Source organism: Streptomyces albus subsp. albus, assembly GCF_000725885.1.
Lineage (GTDB): Bacteria > Actinomycetota > Actinomycetes > Streptomycetales > Streptomycetaceae > Streptomyces > Streptomyces albus.
Genome location: NZ_JODR01000006.1, coordinates 49,592 through 68,853, shown reverse-complemented (window position 1 = coordinate 68,853; position 19,262 = coordinate 49,592). Strand labels below are relative to the sequence as shown.

15 protein-coding genes are annotated in these 19,262 nt (G+C 72.2%); 9 read left to right on the top strand and 6 right to left on the bottom strand.

The genetic code is table 11. From position 1 onward, the window contains the following. Positions 1 to 33 precede the first annotated feature (33 nt). Entirely contained in the window at positions 34 to 534 is a 501-nt protein-coding gene (locus tag IO40_RS0107570) for a GNAT family N-acetyltransferase (RefSeq protein ID WP_016466939.1), read from the bottom strand. 223 nt (positions 535 to 757) lie between these two features. Between IO40_RS0107570 and IO40_RS0107565 the strand changes: the two genes are divergently transcribed. Both IO40_RS0107565 and IO40_RS0107560 read left to right on the top strand, forming a co-directional pair. After that, complete coding sequence (locus tag IO40_RS0107565) at positions 758 to 1,210, top strand: lamin tail domain-containing protein (protein WP_016466938.1); 453 nt, start codon at positions 758 to 760, stop codon at positions 1,208 to 1,210. Positions 1,211 to 1,369: 159 nt separating this feature from the next. Beyond that, positions 1,370 to 2,269 carry an aminoglycoside phosphotransferase family protein gene (locus IO40_RS0107560; RefSeq protein ID WP_016466937.1) on the top strand — a complete coding sequence of 300 codons (900 nt, stop codon included), beginning with the start codon at positions 1,370 to 1,372 and terminating at the stop codon, positions 2,267 to 2,269. A gap of 148 nt (positions 2,270 to 2,417) precedes the next feature. Here IO40_RS0107560 and IO40_RS0107555 read toward each other — a convergent pair whose 3' ends face one another. After that, positions 2,418 to 3,131, bottom strand: a complete 714-nt coding sequence (locus IO40_RS0107555; RefSeq protein WP_016466936.1) for a S1 family peptidase — start codon at positions 3,129 to 3,131, stop codon at positions 2,418 to 2,420. A gap of 314 nt (positions 3,132 to 3,445) precedes the next feature. Between IO40_RS0107555 and IO40_RS0107550 the strand changes: the two genes are divergently transcribed. Next, positions 3,446 to 3,775, top strand: a complete 330-nt coding sequence (locus IO40_RS0107550; protein ID WP_016466935.1) for a hypothetical protein — start codon at positions 3,446 to 3,448, stop codon at positions 3,773 to 3,775. Between the two features lie 152 nt (positions 3,776 to 3,927). Here the strand turns inward: IO40_RS0107550 and IO40_RS0107545 are convergent, their stop codons facing one another. Then, positions 3,928 to 4,632 carry a bleomycin resistance protein gene (locus tag IO40_RS0107545; protein ID WP_016466934.1) on the bottom strand — a complete coding sequence of 235 codons (705 nt, stop codon included), beginning with the start codon at positions 4,630 to 4,632 and terminating at the stop codon, positions 3,928 to 3,930. A gap of 78 nt (positions 4,633 to 4,710) precedes the next feature. Then, positions 4,711 to 5,973 carry an MFS transporter gene (locus tag IO40_RS0107540; protein WP_016466933.1) on the bottom strand — a complete coding sequence of 421 codons (1,263 nt, stop codon included), beginning with the start codon at positions 5,971 to 5,973 and terminating at the stop codon, positions 4,711 to 4,713. A 252-nt stretch (positions 5,974 to 6,225) separates the two neighbouring features. On the opposite strand from IO40_RS0107540, the gene IO40_RS0107535 reads away from it, so the two are divergent. From IO40_RS0107535 to IO40_RS0107520, 4 genes are all read left to right on the top strand, one after another. After that, a complete protein-coding gene (locus IO40_RS0107535; RefSeq protein ID WP_031175107.1) occupies positions 6,226 to 6,768 on the top strand; it encodes a pyridoxamine 5'-phosphate oxidase family protein in 543 nt (180 codons plus the stop codon). 56 nt (positions 6,769 to 6,824) lie between these two features. Next, complete coding sequence (locus IO40_RS0107530) at positions 6,825 to 10,007, top strand: amino acid adenylation domain-containing protein (protein ID WP_078659713.1); 3,183 nt, start codon at positions 6,825 to 6,827, stop codon at positions 10,005 to 10,007. A gap of 179 nt (positions 10,008 to 10,186) precedes the next feature. Then, positions 10,187 to 11,152, top strand: coding sequence for a glycosyltransferase family 2 protein (locus tag IO40_RS0107525; protein ID WP_016466930.1), 966 nt, complete (start codon positions 10,187 to 10,189; stop codon positions 11,150 to 11,152). A gap of 3 nt (positions 11,153 to 11,155) precedes the next feature. Then, the gene (locus tag IO40_RS0107520; RefSeq protein ID WP_030407145.1) at positions 11,156 to 12,547 is read left to right on the top strand and encodes a polysialyltransferase family glycosyltransferase; all 1,392 of its coding nucleotides are present in this window, start codon (positions 11,156 to 11,158) and stop codon (positions 12,545 to 12,547) included. 610 nt (positions 12,548 to 13,157) lie between these two features. On the opposite strand, the gene IO40_RS0107510 is transcribed toward IO40_RS0107520, so the two are convergent. Next, positions 13,158 to 14,360, bottom strand: a complete 1,203-nt coding sequence (locus IO40_RS0107510) for an acyltransferase (RefSeq protein ID WP_031175106.1) — start codon at positions 14,358 to 14,360, stop codon at positions 13,158 to 13,160. Between the two features lie 257 nt (positions 14,361 to 14,617). Between IO40_RS0107510 and IO40_RS0107505 the strand changes: the two genes are divergently transcribed. After that, positions 14,618 to 15,091, top strand: coding sequence for a carboxymuconolactone decarboxylase family protein (locus IO40_RS0107505; protein WP_016466927.1), 474 nt, complete (start codon positions 14,618 to 14,620; stop codon positions 15,089 to 15,091). A 128-nt stretch (positions 15,092 to 15,219) separates the two neighbouring features. Here the strand turns inward: IO40_RS0107505 and IO40_RS0107500 are convergent, their stop codons facing one another. Next, positions 15,220 to 18,117 (bottom strand): penicillin acylase family protein, encoded by a 2,898-nt coding sequence (locus IO40_RS0107500; protein WP_031175105.1) that lies wholly within the window; start codon positions 18,115 to 18,117, stop codon positions 15,220 to 15,222. A 323-nt stretch (positions 18,118 to 18,440) separates the two neighbouring features. On the opposite strand from IO40_RS0107500, the gene IO40_RS0107495 reads away from it, so the two are divergent. Then, positions 18,441 to 19,073: a TetR/AcrR family transcriptional regulator gene (locus IO40_RS0107495; protein WP_031175104.1), complete on the top strand. Its 633-nt coding sequence runs from the start codon at positions 18,441 to 18,443 to the stop codon at positions 19,071 to 19,073. The last annotated feature ends 189 nt before the right edge of the window (positions 19,074 to 19,262 follow it).

The following is a 19,262-nucleotide window of genomic DNA, read 5'->3' as shown; positions in this document are numbered from 1 at the left end:
GCAGCACGCGGCGTGACGCAGTGGCGGGCGCTGCTACCGGGTGCCGCCGAGCGCCTTGGCCAGAACGAGGTGCGTACGGCCGTCCGGCAGCGGATCGCCGGGCTCTTTCGTGTCGCGGAATCCGTTGCGCTCGTACAGGGCGAGGGCGGCCCGGTTGTCGGGGGAGACCGACAGGTGCAGTCGGCGGGCTCCCGCCGACTGTGCCGCCCACTCCTCCAGCCGGTGCAGCAGGTGGTCGGCGACGCCCTTGCCGCGTGCCTCCGGGCGTACCCACAGGGAGATCACTTCCACGGCGTCGTCCTGCGGGCCGGGCACACCGCTCGCCATGCCAGCGGGTTCCCCGTCGAGGCGGGCCACGAGCTGGCGGGAGCCGGGAATTGCCAGGCGGGCCCGCCACCGCTCCTCACGGTCGCCCTCGCCCTGCCAGTCGGCGAGCCGGGCGGCGAACGCGTACGGGGCGTCCGCCAGAGCCGCCAGCCGCAGCGCGCGCCACAGTGGCCAGTCGTCCGTCGTCAATACCTGCGTGTCGATCACGAGTAGAGGCTGGGCTGCGCGGCCGGGCGCGGCAACCCGATATCCGCCGCCGCTCTCGCGACCGCCGCTTCCCCTGTCGCCGACGCGGGGGCTGGGCAGGCCGTGCGGCGGTCATGGTCGCGGTTGGGTAACGGGCCTCCGAATGTGATGATGAAGTGAATAATGTGGAGCGTCTGCTGGGCCCGTGGGGGGACCCAGCCCGAATGAAGGACACAACACCACGATGCTCCGTATACGCAGCGCTGCCATGGCTCTCGCGGCGGCAGCCGCCGGCTCGCTCCTGCTCCTGCCCTCACCGGCACAGGCGGCCGGTTCGGTACACATCTACAAGGTGTACTACGACAGTCCCGGCAGCGACCGGGGCGGCAACTCCTCGCTCAACGCCGAGTACGTCCAGATCAAGAACAGCACACGGTCCGCCTTCCAGATGAAGGGCTTCAAGCTCAAGGACAGCGCCGGACACACCTACACCTTCCCCTCCTACCGCATCAGCGCGGGCAAGACGGTGAAGGTCCACACGGGCAAGGGCACCAAGTCCGCCGGTCACCTGTACCAGGGCCGCAAGTGGTACGTGTGGAACAACACCAAGGACAAGGCCCGCCTGTACAAGCCCTCGGGGAAGCTGCACGACTCGTGCGCCTACAACTCGTCCCGCAAGGACTACAAGATGTGCTGATCTGAGCGTACCGGGGCGGCCCGCCGGACACCGGCGGGCCGCCCCACCCCTCCCGGCGCCCTCACCGGCCGGGAAAACCGATCGACACACGCGTCCACGAAGCACTGTGATGGCTCCGACTGCCCGCCGCACCGAGCGGGCCCACCACAGGAGCGGACCGTGGCAACAGGCTCCACCGCACACCCCCGCCCCGCGATCGACGCCGCGCTGGCCAGGCGCCTGGTGGACACGCAGTTCCCGCAGTGGGCCGGGCTGCCTCTCAGGCTGCTCGACCCGGCCGGCTCGGACCATGTGATCTACCGGCTGGGCGAGGACCTGTCCGTCCGGCTGCCCCGCCATGCGGGAGCCGTCGGGCAGGCCGCGAAGGAGTACGAGTGGCTGCCCAGGCTCGCCCCGCACCTGCCGCTGGCCGTTCCGGTGCCGGTGGGGGTGGGGGAGCCCGGCTTCGGCTATCCGTGGCCCTGGGCGGTGGCCCGCTGGCTGGACGGCGAGGTGGCGACCGTCGAGGCCCTGGCCGGCTCATCCCGGACCGCCGTCCGTCTGGCGGAATTCCTCACCGCCCTCCAGGCCTTCGTGCCCGCGGACTTCCCGGCCGGGGACGTGCCCGGGGAACTCGCCGGTCAGCAGCTGGCCGACCGGGACCGTGCGACGCGGGCCGCCATCGCCGAGGCCGGTGACGCGTTCGACGCCGCCGCCATGACCGAGCTGTGGGACGCGGCACTGAGCGCCCCCGCGTGGGATGGTCCTCCGGTCTGGTTCCACGGCGACTTCCACACCGGCAACCTGCTGACCGTCGACGGCCGCCTCAGCGCGGTCATCGACTTCGGCGGGCTCGGCATCGGCGATCCGGCCTGTGACCTGACCATCGCCTTCACCCTGATGTCCGCCGGAAGCCGGGCCGTCTTCCGGGCAACGCTCGGCGTGGACGACGCCACCTGGACCCGGGGCCGCGGCTGGGCCCTGGCCACCGGACTGAACGCCTACTCGACCTATGCCGCCGTCGATCCCCGCGTCGCAGCGCAGACGACCCGTCAGATCACCGAGGCGCTGACCGGCTGATCATCCGGCCCAGGGGCCCCCGGAGGTGCTTGTCCCGTCCGGGCCCGGGGAGGTCGCACAGGTGCGGGGTGGGGCGGCTCAGCGAGCCTCCCCACCCCGCACCGGCGCGTTGTGGCCGTGGTCCGGCCGGTGATGCCGTGTCCGCCGGTCAGACGCCCGCGACGGACTGGATCCAGGAACGGTACTGGGTCACGTTCGTGTACGCGGTGGTGGTCTGCCGGTCGCTGGTGGAGGCCACGCCGACCTGGACGCCGCCGGCCATCATCGGACCGCCCGAGTCGCCGCCCGCGGTGATGCCGTCGCCGCGCCGGGCACAGATGGCGGAGCCGTTGTAGGCGTCGCGGCAGCCGCCGGTGACGACGACGTTGGCGACCTTGAGGAGACGGGACTGACAGTTGATCTCCTGACCGCACTGGGATGTCGCGCCCCAGCCGTAGACCTGCACGGTCTGGCCGACGGACACCGAGCCCGGCTGGCCGAGCGTGGCGTAGGTGCCCTGGACGGACCGGTCGAGGCGGACCAGGGCCAGGTCCGCGGACGAGTGGGTGTAGACCTGAGTGCCGTTGGCCGTGGTGCCGCCGGAGGTCTGGTCCAGGCTGCCGATGCGGAAGGACAGTGCTCCGCCGCTGACGCAGTGCTTGGCGGTGAGGATCCAGGTGGGGGCGATGATCGTGGAGCTGCAGGTCTGTCTGCCGCCGGAGAACAGCCGGGCGGCCCAGGGCCCGCTTTGGGCGTAGCCGCCGCCGATGATGGGCTTCGGGCCGCTGTCGGGGGCGCGGTCCTGTGCGGTCGCGGCGGTGCTGAGGGTGAGTGCGGCCAGTAAGGCGGCGATGAGCGTGGGGAGAATCCTGGTTATTCGCAAGGTTCCTCGTTTCCGAAGACACGCGGTCATCCCGCGCGTGGGGGGCAGGGGAAGTACCGGGAACCAGGATTCCGGAAGCCGAGAGGATCGGGTAATAACACTTTTCCATAGCGCGCGGTTATGCCCACGCATCCGCCGGGGGACGCGGCACCTCCGCGGCGTCCGACAACTGCCGTGCGGCGCGGGCCCGGTGGCGCCCGGGGAGGGAGCGCGGGGGCGGCGCGGGCTCCCCTGACATCCGACAGGTACCGGGCGCGGTGCGGCGCTGGTTTTCTGGACCACGCAAGATCCCGTGAACGGAACAAGGGGGAGACATGGCATTCCGTAAGACTGTGGCCGCACTGGCGGCCGGCGCGGCCGTGACGATGCTGCCGGTGCTGGGGGCGAGCTCGGCACAGGCGGCGCCCGCGCCGGTGCAGAACGCGCTGTCCTGCACGACCTCGGTCAGCGGCAAGGTGGGACGCGCGGACTGCACCAACAACACCAACCGGGCGATCGCTTTCCGGGTCAAGGTGGTCTGCGGGATGGCGCCCGACGTGTCGGGCAACTGGGTCACGCTGAACCCCGGCGCCCGCGGTTCCTCGTCCGCCACCTGCGCCTGGTTCAGCACGGGGGCGGGCAGCGCCAGCTGGCAGGAGGGCTGAGCAGCTGACACGCCGATCAGGCGGGGCCCGGCCGGCACCCCGGGGGCGGGCCCCCGCCCTGTTGCCGCGCGGGCGCCGCTCCCGGCGGGACCGGACCGCCCCGCCCGGGGCACCGGCGGGCGCGGGTGGTGCGCGGTCGCGCCCGGAGCGCGTCAGGCGCCCCGCAGATCGGCGAGCCGGAGCAGGTCGTCGTCTGCGGTCTCCCGCTCCTCGGGGGAGAGGCGCACGGCGTCGGCCCGCGCGAGCGCGGCCCGTGCGGTCTCCTCGTCGCCCAGTCTCCGGGCGACATCCGCGCGCAGGACGAGCAGGCGCAGGAGCTGCACGGGTGTGGGCTGTTCGTCGGGGAGGGCCAGGGCCCGGTCGAGGACGCGCGCCGCCGCCGTTGCGTCATCCCGGGAGTCGGCGAAGAGCAGGGCGTGGTGGAGTGCGCGGGCGAATGTGCCCTCGGGCGCGGGGCGGTGGTGGTGCGCGGTGTCGGTGGGCTGTCCGACGCGGAGGCAGTTCCCGCCCGGATCGGTCATGAGGAACTGCCGCATGCCGTAGGAGGTGTCCCTCAGCGGGCCGATGCGGGGCAGGCCCCGGGTGGGCACCCTGCCGTACACGGTCCTGAGCCCGGTACGGAACTCCTCGTACAGGGCGTCGACGTCGTCGGTGCGGATGTAGCAGGTGCTGTAGGAGCCGGCCGGATCGTACCGCCGCATGCCGAAGAACTGGAGCTGGATGCCGCCGCGTTGGACGGTGGCGTACGGGTTGGGGCTGCGCTGGGTGAACGTCACCGCGAAGCCCAGCGCCGTGTAGAAGTCGAGCACGGGCTGGAGGGTGCGGCACGGCAGTATCGGGATGGTGTCCTCGCTCATAACCGCCACTCTAGTCAAGTTTGACTACATGGGGCGTCATCATCAGGCCCCGTCGGGCCCCGTCCGGCGCCGTCCTGGCTACGGGCCGGCCGGCGCCTCGGAGGAGGGGGAAGGGGAGGGCGCGGAGGCGGAACGCAGGTCCGCCGTGGTGACGCTCACCAGGGCGACCGCGCCGATGCAGAGCAGCCCGCCGCTGACCAGGGCGGTGGTGCCGGAGGTGACGTCGGCGACGACACCGGCCCGCATGTTGCCGACGTCCGGCCCGGCTTGACCGACGATCTGTTCCGCGGCGCTGACCCGGCCGAGGAGTTCCAGGGGCGTGTGCGTCTGGATGACGGTGCTGCGGGCGACGACGGAGACGGTGTCGGCGGCCCCGGCCAGGGCGAGGCAGCCGAGCGCGGTCCACGCGCCGGGAGCCGCCCCGCACAGGGCGAGCGCGACGCCCCAGGTGCCGGACCCGGCGAGCATGACCAGGCCGGGGCGGGGGAGCCGGGTGAACGTCCCGGAGAACAGGGAGGCGACGACGCCGCCCACGGCCACGGCGGTGAGGAACAGTCCGAGGGTGCGCGGGTCGCCGTCGAACCGCTCCGCGTTGATCAGTGGGAACAGGCTGATCGGCATGGACAGCACGGTGGTGGCCAGATCGGTCAGGAGCGCCCCGCGGATCGCCGGGGTGCGGGCCAGGAACGCCAGCCCGTCGAGTACCCCGCGTACGCCGGGGCGTGCGGACTCGGCTCCGGGCGCCATCCGCGGCAGCCCGAGAGCGCCGAGGAAGGCCGCCAGGAAGGTGACGGCGTCGGTCAGGTAGCAGACGCCGACGCCCAGACCGCCTGTGACGAGCCCGCCCAGGGCGGGGCCGGCCAGCATGGCGCCCTGGAAGGAGATCCGGTTCAACGCGAGCCCCGCGGCGAGCTGTTCGCGCGGCAGCAGGTGCGGGACGAAGGTGCGGGCGGCCGGTCCGCCCGCGGCGACACAGCAGGACTGGGCGGCCACCAGCGCGAGCACTCCGGCGGGGGGCAGCGGTGCGAGCAGTGCCTGCAGGGTCAGCAGCAGCGCGCACACGGCCTGTCCGGCGGTCGTCAGCAGATAGATCTTCCGCCGGTCCACACGGTCCACGAGCGCCCCGGCGAACAGACCGAGAACGAGGACCGGAACGGCCTGGGCCAGTCCGACGGCCCCCGTCCACATGGTGCTGTGCGTGCTCTCCCAGATCTGGTACATGACCGCGACGAGGGTCATCTGACTGCCCAGGCCCGAGAGGCTCCGGCCCGTCCACAGCAGCCGGAAGGGCCGTGAGGACCGCAAAGGCGTCACATCGAGCAGCGCGTTTCTGAGCCTCACGAGGATTCTCCCGCTGGGAGTTCCCCGCATTTTCTCGCCGGTTCGGCGTCGCCGCGGTGGGGGCGGCTCGCGCGCGCACGCGGGCGTGCGGAGAAAGCTGAAAACCCCCCGGTGCCGCCGGCGGGACGGCACAAAAGGGTGGTTTCGCAGTGAATTTTCCGGGGAGCGGCGCGTCGTTTCCGGGATTCTTTTTCAGGGAGAAACCACCGGAATAGCGTACCGCAGCCGATGCCGATGCAAGGAGTTGGGCGGATGTTGCCTGCCATGTCGCGCCAGGAACGCGAACGTTTTCTCGCCGGTCAGCACGTCGGGGTGCTGAGCGTCGCCGATTTCCGGACCGGTGGGCGGGCGCCCCTGGCCGTGCCGGTGTGGTACGGCTACGAGCCCGGCGGGGAGATCGTCGTGGAGACGGGCAGGCAGACGGTGAAGGCCCATCTGCTGCGTGCGGCGGGGCGGTTCAGCCTCTGCGTCCAGGACGAGCGGCGGCCCTACCGGTACGTCAGCGTCGAGGGCCCCGTGACGGCGGTGGCCGACCCGGTGAGCCCGGACGTCAGGGAAGCCCTGGCTCACCGCTACCTGGACCCCGACGAGGCCCGCGCCTACCTCGCCGCCACGTCGGACCAGCTCAAGGACGACATCGCCTTCCACATGCGCCCGGAGCACTGGCGCACCGCCGACTTCGCGTCGTTCGCCGCCGACTTCGCCGAGCCGCGGACCGGCCAGGACGCCGGAGCCGGCCCGGCCGAGGGCGCCGAAGGGGTCGAAAGGCCCGAAGGGGACCACCGCGACGGCTGAGCGCCGGAGCACCGCACCGCGCCGAGCCGCGGCACGCGCGAGACGAGAAGGACGACATGGCCGAGACCGACGTTTCGACACGCCTGCCCCACACCTCCGCTTCCCCCGTTCCCGCCCCCTTCGCCGCCGCCTATCCGCGGGACCGCCTTCTCACGGAGCTGTTCACGCAGGTCGCCGCCGCCCACCCGGAACTGCCGGCGGCCAGGCACCGGGAACGCACTCTGACCTACCGGCAGTTGGCCGAGCGGGCCGACGGCCTGGCCGCCCGGCTGATCGCCGGCGGCGTGGAACCGGGTGAACCGGTCGGCCTGTGCGGCGGCCGGTCGCCGGAGGCACTGATCGCGCTGCTCGGCATCCTCAAGGCGGGGTGCGCCTACGTGCCGCTGGACGAGGAACTGCCGCCCGCCCGGCTGCGGGCCATGGCCGAGGACGCCGGGCTGCGCACCGCCGTCACCCTGCCGGGCACCGCCTGCCGGGTACGCGGACTGCGCACGAACATCCCGCTCGACGGCGACGGCGCAGGCATCCCCGCGCCCGCCCGCGAAGCGGTACCGAGGCGCCCGGCGTCCGCGTCGGACTGCGCCTACGTGGTCTTCACCTCCGGGACGACGGGCCGCCCCAAACCCGTGGCGATCCCGCACCGCGGCGTCGCGCGGCTGGTGCTCTCCGACCGCGAACTGCGCCCCCCGGGGCCCGGCGACAAGGTCCTGCACGGCTACGGGCTCTCCTCGGACGCGTCCACCATCGAGATCTGGGGCGCCCTGCTGACCGGGGCGTGCCTCGTCCTCGCCGACCGCGAGGAGCTGCTGTCACCCACCGCCCTGGAGCAGCTGCTGCGCCGCGAGCAGGTGACGGTGGCCTATCTGACCACCAGCGTCTTCCACCTCGTGGCACGCAGCCGCCCCGAGGCACTGTCCGGGCTGCGGTTCGTCTCGGCCGGCGGGGAGTCGATGGACCCGCAGCTGGCCAACGCCGTGCTCGCCGCCTGCCCCGGCACCACGGTGGTCAACTTCTACGGGCCGACGGAGAACGCCGTGGTCTCCACCGCGTACGTGCTGCGCCCTCTGCCTCCGGATGCCACCCACGTCCCGCTGGGACGCCCCTTCGGTGCCTCGACCTGCCACGTGCTGCGCGCCGACGGCTCCCGCACGGAGCCCGACGAGGAGGGCGAACTGTACGTGGGCGGAGACGGGCTGGCCCTGGGGTATCTGGGGGACCCGCAGCTGACGGCCGAGCGGTTCGTCTCGCTGCCCGCCGTCGAACCCGGGGGGCTGCTGTACCGGACCGGCGACCGGGCGGTCCGCACCGCCGACGGACTGCTGGAGTACCGGGGGCGGCGGGACCGCCAGGTCAAAGTGCGCGGCGTACGCCTGGAACTGGACGAGGTGGAGGCACGACTGCGGGCCCACCCCGAGGTCGGGGAAGCCGTCGTGGAGAACGGCACCGACACGCTGACCGCCTACATCACCCCCGGCACCCCGGGCCGTCCGCTGCCGCTGACCGAACTGCGCTCCTACTGCGCCCAGTGGCTGCCGCCGCAGGCCGTACCCGTCCTCGTGCCGCTGGACCACTTCCCGGTGACCAGCGGCGGCAAGGTGGACCGCGCCCGGCTGGAGGCCGCCGCGCAGGAAGCGGGAGCCGGCGGGCAGGAGGCACCGCGGGCGGCGGCGCCGGAGGCCGAGGGGCTGCTCGGCGTCCTCACCGAGGTGTGGCAGCAGGTGCTGCGCGTCCGGCCGGCCCCGCAGGACGACTTCTTCCACCTCGGCGGTGATTCGCTGCTCGCCTCGGAGGCGGTCACCCGGACCCTGGCGGTCTTCGGGCTGGACGCCGCGCTGGGCTCCACCCTGATCAGGTCCCTGCTGGCCGAGCCCACCCTGGAGGGCTTCACCGAAGCGGTACGGGCCGCCCGCGGGGGTGCCACGACAGGCGCCGGCTCCGGGCCCGGCGTCGATTTCGCGGCCGAGACGCGGCTCGGTTTCGACCTGCCGCCGGCCCGGGGGCCCGCCCCCTGCCCGTACGACCCGCGGCACGTGCTGCTGACGGGGGCCTCGGGGTTCGTCGGCGCCTACCTGGTCGACCGGCTGCTGCGTGCGACGACGGCACACGTCCACTGCCCGGTACGGGCGACCAGCCGCACCCATGCCGAACGGCGGGTGCGCACCGCGCTGGCCCGCTACGGGCTGGACCCGGGCGAGGCGGCGTGGCGGCGGGTGGAGTGCTTCCCCGCCGACCTGTCCCGGCCGGGCCTGGGCCTGGCGGACGAGCACCGCGCGGAACTCGCCGGCTGTCTCGACCTGATCGTGCACAACGGCGCCCAGGTCAACTTCCTCTATCCGTACGAGGCGCTCCGGGCGGCCAACGTGGACGGCACCCGGGAGATCGTCCGCCTCGCGGCGCGGCGCCGCGTCCCGGTGCACTTCGTCTCGACCGTCGCCGTAGTCGCCGGGTTCGGTGCCGCAGGGGTGCGGGAGGTCGACGAGGACCGGCCGCTCGACCACGCCGACGGACTCACCATGGGCTACGCCGAGAGCAAGTGGGTCGCCGAAGGGGTGCTGCGGCGGGCGGCGGAGCAGGGCCTCCCGGTGGCCGTCTACCGGCCGTACGAGGTGACGGGCGACCGGGTGCGCGGCGCGTGCAACACCGAGACGGCCATCTGCTCGCTGTTCAAGATGATCGCCGAGACGGGGCTGGCGCCGGACATCGAACTGCCGATGGACTTCGTGCCCGTCGACCACCTCGCCGAGTCGCTGCTGTACATCGCCACCCGCCAGGTGGCCGACGGCCGCGTCTACCACCTCACCAACCCCCGGCCGGGCATGCTCTCCGACGTACTCGACAGGATGCGCGCGGCGGGCTACGTACTGCGGACGCTGCCGTACGCGCAGTGGGTGCGGGAACTGGTGCGCCATGTCGTGCAGCACCCGACGAGCGCCACCGCGCCGTTCGTGTCGCTGTGCGTCGACCGCAGCCGTACGGCCGACATGTCGGTGAAGGAGCTGTTCCTCAAGGACACCTTCCCGGTGCTGGGACGGCGCAACACGGAAGCCGCGCTCGCCGGCAGCGGGCTGCGGTGCCCGCCGGTCGACTCCGCGCTGCTGGACCGGTACCTGGAGCACTTCTTCGCCTCCGGCTACCTGCCGCGGCCCGCCTCCCGTTCCGGCCGCGCGGCGGGGGGGGAGCGGAGGCTGAACAGCCCCCGCCTTCCCGCCCCGCCGCACGCGCCGCGCGGTAGCGCGTGACATCAATCACCAAGAATTCACCGAACCCAGGGACAACTGTTCGGGGCTGTGCCTTATGTCCGGTTGGGTCCGTGCGGGGAGTTCTCCTGCGCTTCACACAGCCGCGGCAGGGTGGCCGCGCAGTGCCGACGCCACGGCGCAGGCCGCCCCGCGACCCCGCCTTACTCCCTGGAATGCGCATGCCCAAGCTCTCCGTCATAGTGCCGTGCCACAACGTGCAGGAGTTCGCGGAGGACACTCTGCGGAGCCTCGCCGACAACGCCGGGCCGGCCACGGAGTTCATCCTGGTCGACGACTGCTCCACCGACGCGACCCCAAAGATCCTCGACCGGTGGGAACACCGCCTCCCACGGGCGAGGGTCATCCGGCACGAGGTGAACAAGGGCATCGCCCACAGCCGCAACAGCGGGATCGAGGCCGCCGACGGCGACTACCTCACCTTCCTCGACGGCGACGACTGGTACTCACCCGGCTACCTCGAAGCGCTCGTCACCGTCATCGAGGAACTGGACTGCGACTTCGTGCGCACCGATCACGTCCAGAGCACCGGCACCAGACGTGTCGTGCGCCGGGCACCCGCCCCGGTGCGCGACACGGTGCTGCGGCCCCGGGACGTGATCGCCCCGCCGCAGGCGGAGACCATGGTGGACTACCCGTTCGTATGGGCCGGCATCTACCGCCGCGGCCTGTTCGACGACGGGGCCATGCGGTTCGCCGTCGACCTGCGCACCGCCGAGGACCGGCTGTGGACCTGGCGGCTGCACCTGCGGGCCGAGTCGTTCGCCGTGACCGGCCTGCTCGGTGTCTTCTACCGGCGCGGCGTGACCACCTCGCTCACCCAGATCCGGGACGCGCGGCAACTCGACTTCATCCCCGCGCACGACGCCCTGCTCGCCGACCTCGCCGCCGACCCCGAAGGCGACCGCTTCCTGCCCAAGGCGGTCCGCACCTACTGCGCCCTGCTCGCCTTCCACCTGTCCAACCGGCGCCGCTACCACGCCCCGGTCGCCAGACGGCTCAAGAAGATGGTCACCACCGCGCTGCGCGGCATGCCGCAGGACGTACTGGAGACCACGCTGGCGGGCATGGACCACGAACGCGCCGATTTGCTGCGGCGGTTCCACACCGTACGGAAGGCGGCCTGACCCATGACACGGCAGACGCGACGTGGACCGGCCGCCGCCCGGCCCGTGCAGATCTTCGAGGTGTCGACGCTCTACGGGGCGGCCACCCTCGCCGCCGCCGTCGACGCGGGGCAGTTCGGGCCGCCCGGCGCCGCCCGCAGGATCCTCCTGGTGTCCACCAACGCGGTGAACCCCGAGGCGGCCACCCGCCTCACCCGCATGAACGGCTTCGACTCGCTGGCCCGCCGCTTCGACGAGACGGTGGACTGGAACGAGGCGATCCGCCCCCACCACCCCAGCACATGGACACCGGCACGTGACGAATCGCCCCTGTGGGAGCGGATGTTCCGCAACGCGTGGCGGCTGGGCGACGCCCCCGTCGAACTGATCGTGGAGTCCGTTCACGTCAGCCCCGCCAAGGCACTGGCCACCGTCTTCGGCGGCAGCGCGATCCACGTCTACGCCGACGGCCTCATGAGCTACGGGCCCACCCGTGACCGGCTCCCCCAGTGGCTCGGCTGCCGCATCCGGCGGTTGCTCCACCTCGATCTGGTGCCCGGGCTGCGCCCGCTGCTGCTGGCCGAGCACACCGTGCCGCCCGAGACCGTACCGGGCGACGCCTTCGTCAAGGTGCTCGGCGAACTCGGTGCGGCGGCCCGCGAGGAACCCGAGCTGGCCCGCGTCGCCGCGGACCGGCCGACCGCCGTCCTGCTGGGGCAGTACCTGGCCGCGCTGGACATCCTCACCCCCGAGGAAGAGGAAGAGCTGCACGTGCGCATGCTGCGCGGGGCGGTGGCGGCCGGCCACGAACGCCTGGTCTTCAAGCCGCACCCCACAGCTCCGGCACGCTACTCGCGCATCCTGGAGGAGACCGCGGCGCAGGCGGGCGTACGGCTGCACGTACTCGGCGGGCCGGTGCTGGCCGAAGCCGTCTACGAACGGTGCCGCCCCACACTGGTCGTGGGCTGCTTCTCCACCGCCCTGCTGACCGCGGCCACCTACTACGGCATCCCGATCGCCCGGGTGGGCACCACAGCGCTCCTGGACCGGCTCGCGCCCTATCAGAACAGCAACCGGATCCCCGTCACCATCGTCGACTACGCCGTTCCCGACCTGGAGAACGGTGAGACGTACAGCCCGATGACCCCGCGGAAGGCGGAGGAACTCGGCGCGCTGGTGCGGACGGTGGGCTACTGCATGCAGTCCAAGCTCCACCCGCTGCTGCGCGAGGAAGCCACCGCGTGGCTGGGCGCCCGTCTCGACGAGCACACCGGGCGGTACTTCAAGCGCCGCCGTCTGACGGCGCTCGCCCTCCCCGGCGGCGGCACGTCGGCCCGCGCCCGGCTGCTGCGCAGCAGCCCCACCGCGCGCCGGGCGGCCCGCCAGGTCCGGGCCGTCCGCCGCCGGCTGAGCTGACACACCGGGAGCCCGTACCGTCGCCGGTACGGGCTCTTCACGCGGAAGTGTCTGCGGCTCCCCGCGGAGTCCGGCGTCGTGGACGGGCCGGTCCGGGCGCGGTCCACCGGATCATCGGACCCCGGATCACGGGCACACCCGCAGAACGATCCCGGCGTGGCATGCCCCGGTCCTGGCCGCCGAGCGCACCTTGAGCCGGTTCACAGCGCCAGCACGAGTGTGCCGTGCACGTGCCTCCCGGCCTGCGTCGTGACGGCTTCGCGCATCCGCTCGACCGGGCAGGTCGCCACGAGACCTGGTACGCCCGCCTTGGGAGACCGCCCTCGACCGGTGGACCGGTACCGGCAGCGGCGAGGGCTGCGGGCCCGCCGGCACGGCAAGCGCTCGCCGAAGTACGCGCGGCCACAGCCGAGGGCCGAGGCGCCTGTCGCGTCGCGGCCGTTGTGTGGGTCCGTCCGTGCGCCGGGGCCCGGCCCGCCGGGCCGCCGCCGGTGAGGCGGGTACGGCGGAATCCGCGCGCCGTACCGGCCGGCCCGCGTCTTCGCGCCCCGACGCCCCGGACCGAAGACCTCATCCGAGGTGCCCCCCCCGGTCACCGGCCCGGGGGGCCCTAGCCGAGGACGCGCCGGAGGCCGAGCCGGCCCCACAGGAAGCTGAGGCCGAACGACGGCACGACCGTGACGACCGTCAGCGCCGCCGCGGCGCCGGCCGTACCGAGCCATCCCAGGTCCGCGGAGACGAACCAGGGGGAGACGGTCTTCAACAGCAGGACGTGGAACATGAACGCCCCGAGCCCCGCGTCCGTCAGCCGGGTCAGCGCGGGGCGGGCCCGCTCGGGGATGCGCACCCCGTTGACGGCGAGGAGCACGCAGACACTGAGGGCCGCGACGAACACACTGGCGTTGGGGATGACGAAGTGGATCCGGTCCTGTGACCACAGCACCGCGCCCAGGGCGGCCACGGCTCCCGCCAGCCACCAGCCGCGGTGGCGGCGCGGGGTGGCCGGCAGGCTGAGCAGCAGGGCACCGACGACGGCGTACACCAGCGAGTAGGTGCCCGCCTGCCAGCCGAAGCGCGGCACGTCCCAGCCGGTGAGCCGGGCCAGGTCCCCGGCGGCTGTGGGTCCGGCGGAGATCACCACCAGCGCGGCGACCAGCCCCCAGGGCCGTTTGCCGGCCTTGAGCAGCACCACGAAGCCCAGCAGGAGGATCAGCGGGACGTGGGCGTAGAAATACCACAGGTGGTAAGCGGGCTGGACGGTGCCGAAGACGGCGTCCAGCGCCAGTTTCCAGACGGGCCGGCCGTTGGTGTCGCGCCACCAGCCCCAGGCCAGGTACACCGCCGACCAGATGCCGACCGGCACGATCATGCGCAGGGACCGCCTGCGCAGAGTGCTGCCACTGCGCGGCGGCGCCCCCACCAGCACCGCCCAGCCGGCGATGGCGAAGTACATGGGGACGGCCCAGCTGGTGACCGAGTCGAGGAACAGACCGGTCCAGTAGGCCGCGGCGCCGTTCTCGGCGCTCTTGCCGACCGCGGCCATGAACTCGCCGCCCACGTGTCCGACGATGACGGAACACGCGCAGACCGCGCGCAGCAGGTCGATGTCGTAGCGGTGGGGGCGGCGGGCCGGCGCTGTCCGCTCCGTGGCAGCCGGTGCGGTCGTCGCGGCCGGTTCGGCAGGTGCGGTCGTCGCGGCCGGTTCGGCGTGGGCGACCGGCTCGGCGCCGGTGGCCGGTCCGGCCGGCGGCCGGGGTCCGGGAACGGACGTCGGGGGAGTCACCGGTCTCACCGAAATGTCGTCAGCAGCCATGCCCAGCCTTGTGAGTGCGGAATCCGTCGCTGCCCGCCGGTCACGGCCGGCGGGGCCAAGGCATCGTGTCAGCCGTCATCGCGCGGAAACTGTACGCAAGGGGAACGCCAGGGGAATTCCTCCGCAGGGCTCCGCCACGGATCGGACGCCGTGTCCCGCATACGACTTGAGTGTGGCGCAGGTCACTCGCGAGGGCGGTCACATACCGGCCGGCGGTTCCGTCGACGTGTTGTGACCGACCAACGTGAGGAGCTCTCATGCACGCTCGTGTGAACGTGTTCGGCAATCCGGCCGCGTCCCGTTTCCTCAAGCACCTGAACGCCGCGGGAAGGGTGGTGACGGACTCGTCCCTGCCGGCCGCGACGCAGGAGCTGGTCAAGATCCGTGCCAGCCAGATCAACGGCTGCGGCGCCTGCACCGACATGCACACCAAGGACGCCGAGCACGCGGGGGAGACCTCGGTGCGGCTCAATCTGATCGCGGCCTGGCGGGAGGCGACGGTCTTCACGGAGGCCGAGCGCGCCGCGCTGGAGCTGACGGAGCAGGGCACCCGCATCGCGGACGCGGCCGGCGGCGTCAGCGACGAGGCCTGGGCGCGGGCGGCCCAGCACTTCGACGAGGACCAACTGGTGGCCCTGGTCGAGCTGATCGCCCTCATCAACGCCTACAACAGGGTGAACGTCCTGGTGCGGCAGCCCGCGGGCGACTACGTGCCGGGCCAGTTCGGGTAGGACAGCCGGCAGGCGGTGAGGGGGCACCGGTCCGCCCGGTGCCCCCTCACCGCCTCGCCCCGCCGCGACGGTGTGCCCTCCCGGCGCTGAACCGTCCTGGCGGTGGTCCGTCTCAGTGGTGCACCGTCTCAGCGGTGGTCCGGGAACTGCACCACCTGCTGGTAGGTCGGGCGGTTCTGCCAGTGGGTGAGGTCGTCGGTGATGCCGCCCAGCGGACGCTGCTGGATGGAGTCGGCACACCACTGGTCGCCCGGCTTGCACACGTCGTCACCCGGATACGTCTTCTCGGCCGGGGTCTGCGCGGCCTTCTCCAGCGCGTTCAGCAGGGTCTGGCGGCACTGTGCGACATCTCCCGCCCCGCAGAACTTCACGGGCGCGGCACCCGGCACCTGCTCGCCGAGGACGGCACGCAGGTCCTTGTGCACGTACGACCACCAGCCCTGCTGGAAGGCCGAGCCCTTGTGGCCGACGCCGTCACCCGGAGTGGAGGGCGTCTCGTCGATCTGGAGGGCGCGGGTGAGGGCGTCGTAGAGGCCGGTGCCGAGGTTGGGGCGGAACTCGTCCTTGACCAGCAGCGGCCACCAGGCGTCCATGAGGCGGATCGCGCCGGCGTGTGCGTACGTCTTGCTGCCCGGACCGGTCTGCTTCCGCTTCGCACCGTCCTCCAGCCAGCCGCGGAGGCTGTCGACCGCCTCCTTCTGATCCGGGTCGGTGACCTTCTCCGTGTCGATGACCTTCAGCAGCAGCGGCAGTACGGCCTCGCCGCGCAGATCGGTGACCGCCGCGTCCTCCATGGCACGGGTAAGCGAGGCCCGGGAGACCTTCTTGCCGCCGCTGATCTGGGCCTTGATCCGGTCGTCCAGCAGGTTGCTGCGGTAGACAGGGCCGTCGCCGAAGCCCGCCACCGTGTACCCCTCGGCGATCTTGTTGTTCCAGGACTCGTAGTAGTCCTGGTCGATGTCGTGGGGGTGCGCGGCGAACGGGGTGTTGGGCACGGTGTTGGTCCCCGGGTCCCAGCCCCGCCACTCGGTCTCCTCGCTCGCCCGGATCGGCAGGTTCGGGTCCACGCCCCGGGCGCGCGTGGGGTTGAGCCCGGAGTTGTAGTAGGCGGTGTGCTGAGCGTCCGCGTAGAACCAGTTGAACGTGTAGCCGATTCGGGAGGCCGCCTTCTGGAAACTCTCCGGACCGGTCACCGCGTCCGGGTCGTTGAACATCTGGAAACCGATCAGCGTGTCCACCTCGTGCTGGTAGGTGGAGCGCAGCGTCGTGTACGCGACCGGCTTGCCGTCGATGGTGGCCCGGTAGCGGACCACCCCGTACTTGGTGCGGTGCGCGACCAGTTTGTACGAGCCGGCCTTGGTGCCGTCGGCAATGGTCGGGCGCCAGGCGTTCTCGCGGACCAGCTTCTCCATCGGGGTGCAGGTGCCGTGGAAGAGGTAGGCGGTGGAGTCCTTCGTCGCGGGGCTGCCGTCGGTGTTGCACAGCTCCACGGCGTAGGTGTCGGTCATGTTCTGGTTGGCCGAGGTGGCGCTCCACGCGTAGTCCTTGCCGCGTCCCAGCTGGACGTAGAGATTGAGCCCGGCGAAGGCGGCGCCGCGCGCGCTCAGCCCCGGGCCCTGGATCTCCTGGAGCATCAGCAACTGCGGTGCGAAGTAGCCGGTCTGCGGCCCGAAGACGGCCACCGGGTTGCCGGTGTCGGTGTGCTTCCCCGACACCACCAGGGCGTTCGACATACCGTGCTTGCGCGCGAACAGGTCCCTGGGCAGCACTCCGTCCGCCAGGGTGTCCTTCGCCTCGGCCAGCTCCGGCTTGTGGCGCAGATTCGCGTCGGAGGTGGCAGCCTGCTCCTTCGCGGCCCGGCCCGCATCACCGGTGCCCGCCGCGGGCTTGCCGGCGGCCCGTTTCGCGGCCTTGCCCTGCGCGGCCGAGCCCGTCGGGTCGTAGACGACCTGCTGCTCGGTCACCGAGCCCTCGTCCGGCATGGCGACTCCCCGCGGGTGCTCGGGGCTGGCCGCGTAGTCGAACCGCTGGCCGTCGTGGAGCGTCAGATCGGCCTCCGGGTCGTTCTGCATCCGGAACGCCTCGTAGACCTTCTCGCCCTTCTCCTTGCCGTACTTGCGCTCGGCGGCCTGTTTGACCAGTGCTGCGGCGACCTGGTCACCGCCGCCCGAGCCGAACAGGGCGCTGATGACCGTGCCGATGGCCACCAGGTCGGTGGCCTTGAACGGTTCGATCCCCTCCCCGGTGAGGATGTCGGCGTTGCCGGTCAGGTCGTACTCGCCCGGGAAGTACAGCCCCTTCTTCGCGTCGTCGATGTACCGGTTGAGGCCCGCCAGATAGGCGGTGACGTCCTCGTACGCCTGCCGGCCGCGCGGCCCGGAGTCCCGTACCCGGTCCACCTGGGCCTGCAACTCGCTCTCCTTGTAGGCGCCGCCCAGGTAGAACTGCTGCTCCAACTGGCGGTTGCCCTCCGCGCCGCCCGCGAAGGAGGTGAGCCGGCCGCGGCCGATGTGGCGGAAGACGTCCATCATCCACAGCCGGTCCTGGCCGGCCGCGTACCCGGCTCCGTACTCGGTGCCGGCCCGGGTCGTCCCCTTGATGTGGGGGATCCCCGTCTTGTCCCGGGTGATGGTGACGTCCTTGCGGCCACCCGGGTTCTTCCTGCTCTCGACCTGGTCGTCGGGCACGCCGAAGGAGGCGTCGTTGAAGAAGGTGCTGAGCTTGCCGTTGGTCAGCCCCGCGTACTCGTCGACCAGGTCGGCGTACTTGCCCAGCTGGTCGTCGGTGTGCTTGGGCTTGGCGCCGGTGAGCTTGTTGAGGATGATCTGGGCCGCGGTGGCCGAGCCGTTGGCGCCCGGCGGCAGGATGTCGTGGCACTGCCCCCGGCAGTAGTCGGTCGCCTCGTCGGACGCGGCGGCGGGACGCTGCTGCCCGGTGTGGACGGCGGGAGCCGCGACCGCGAGGGAGGGCGCCGCCGTCACCACCAGACAGGCTGCCGTCATGAGGCCGGTCCATCGTCTTCTCATCTGGCGCTCCTCCAGGCGGTCGCTAGCTCGACGGGTCGCCGCGTCGGCCTCCCCGCGCTCCGTGACCGGCACAGCATGCAGCCGCCGGAATAACAGGTCAATCGTCCTGGACGCTTGACCTGAAAGCCCTCCTGACGGTGCATCAGCTTGCTCTGTGTCCTCATGCGCGGCTCGCAATCCAGCCTCACCCGGCCAAATCGCCCCGCCTGCCCCGGGGTTGCGGCGCACCGGGTGACGGCCGTTCCGGCTCTCCCGCATCCCCTTCACCAACTTTTCACCCGCGCCCGGCGGCTAGGGTGGCCCGCCCGACCCGAGGAGGAACGATGCAGCGGTTGCCGTCGGCGGAACGCCGCAAGCAACTGGTCGAGGCGGCGATCCGCGTGATGACCCGCGACGGTGTCGCGAAGGCGACCACCCGTTCCATCTGTGCCGAGGCCGGCGTCTCCCTCAGCGTCTTCCACTACTGCTTCGCCTCCAAGCAGGAACTGATCGAGGACGTCATGGAGACGATCACCGCCCACTCGGTGACCCCGGTCGCCGCCCGGATCCAGCCCACCGCCGATGTGCGCGAGAGCGTCCGCGCCGCGCTGGGCACCTACTGGGACCATGTGCTCGCCCATCCCGAGGAGCACATGCTCACCTACGAACTCACCCAGTACGCGCTGCGCCGGCCCGGCTTCGAATACCTGGCCCGACGGCAGTACGAGCAGTACGCCGCGGCCAACCGCGCACTCCTGGAGCACCTGTGCCGGGACCTGGGCCTCGTGCTGCTCGTCCCCGCCGGGACCCTGGTGCGCTATCTCGCCTCCATGATCGACGGCCTCACCCTCAACCACCTCGTCCTCGGCGACGCGCCGGGCGCCGCCGCGGTCCTCGACACCCTCGCCGATCAAATGGTCCACATGATGCGGCGCGCGGAGCCGGGCGAGGAGAACGCCGCACCCGGCGACGGGTGAGCGGGCACCGGACGCCGGCGGCCGGCAACGGCGAGCCCGGAGGCGAGGGCGAAATGCCGGTGCAGAAGGTCTGTCGGCGGTGTGCGGGATCTGTCGGCGGATTGTCGGCCGGCTGTCGAGAGGCGGCGGGAGTCTCGTCCGTGTACCGCTCCGGACCGGTCAGCGGCCGGAGCGCGACGGAAGGAGAAC

Coding starts and splice junctions, on each gene's coding strand:
- IO40_RS0107500 (WP_031175105.1), bottom strand. CDS start 18,117: ATGAGAAGACGATGGACCGGCCTCATGACGGCAGCCTGTCTGGTGGTG.
- IO40_RS0107545 (WP_016466934.1), bottom strand. CDS start 4,632: ATGAGCGAGGACACCATCCCGATACTGCCGTGCCGCACCCTCCAGCCC.
- IO40_RS0107525 (WP_016466930.1), top strand. CDS start 10,187: ATGCCCAAGCTCTCCGTCATAGTGCCGTGCCACAACGTGCAGGAGTTC.
- IO40_RS0107505 (WP_016466927.1), top strand. CDS start 14,618: ATGCACGCTCGTGTGAACGTGTTCGGCAATCCGGCCGCGTCCCGTTTC.
- IO40_RS0107495 (WP_031175104.1), top strand. CDS start 18,441: ATGCAGCGGTTGCCGTCGGCGGAACGCCGCAAGCAACTGGTCGAGGCG.
- IO40_RS0107520 (WP_030407145.1), top strand. CDS start 11,156: ATGACACGGCAGACGCGACGTGGACCGGCCGCCGCCCGGCCCGTGCAG.
- IO40_RS0107510 (WP_031175106.1), bottom strand. CDS start 14,360: ATGGCTGCTGACGACATTTCGGTGAGACCGGTGACTCCCCCGACGTCC.
- IO40_RS0107535 (WP_031175107.1), top strand. CDS start 6,226: ATGTTGCCTGCCATGTCGCGCCAGGAACGCGAACGTTTTCTCGCCGGT.
- IO40_RS0107530 (WP_078659713.1), top strand. CDS start 6,825: ATGGCCGAGACCGACGTTTCGACACGCCTGCCCCACACCTCCGCTTCC.
- IO40_RS0107565 (WP_016466938.1), top strand. CDS start 758: ATGCTCCGTATACGCAGCGCTGCCATGGCTCTCGCGGCGGCAGCCGCC.
- IO40_RS0107550 (WP_016466935.1), top strand. CDS start 3,446: ATGGCATTCCGTAAGACTGTGGCCGCACTGGCGGCCGGCGCGGCCGTG.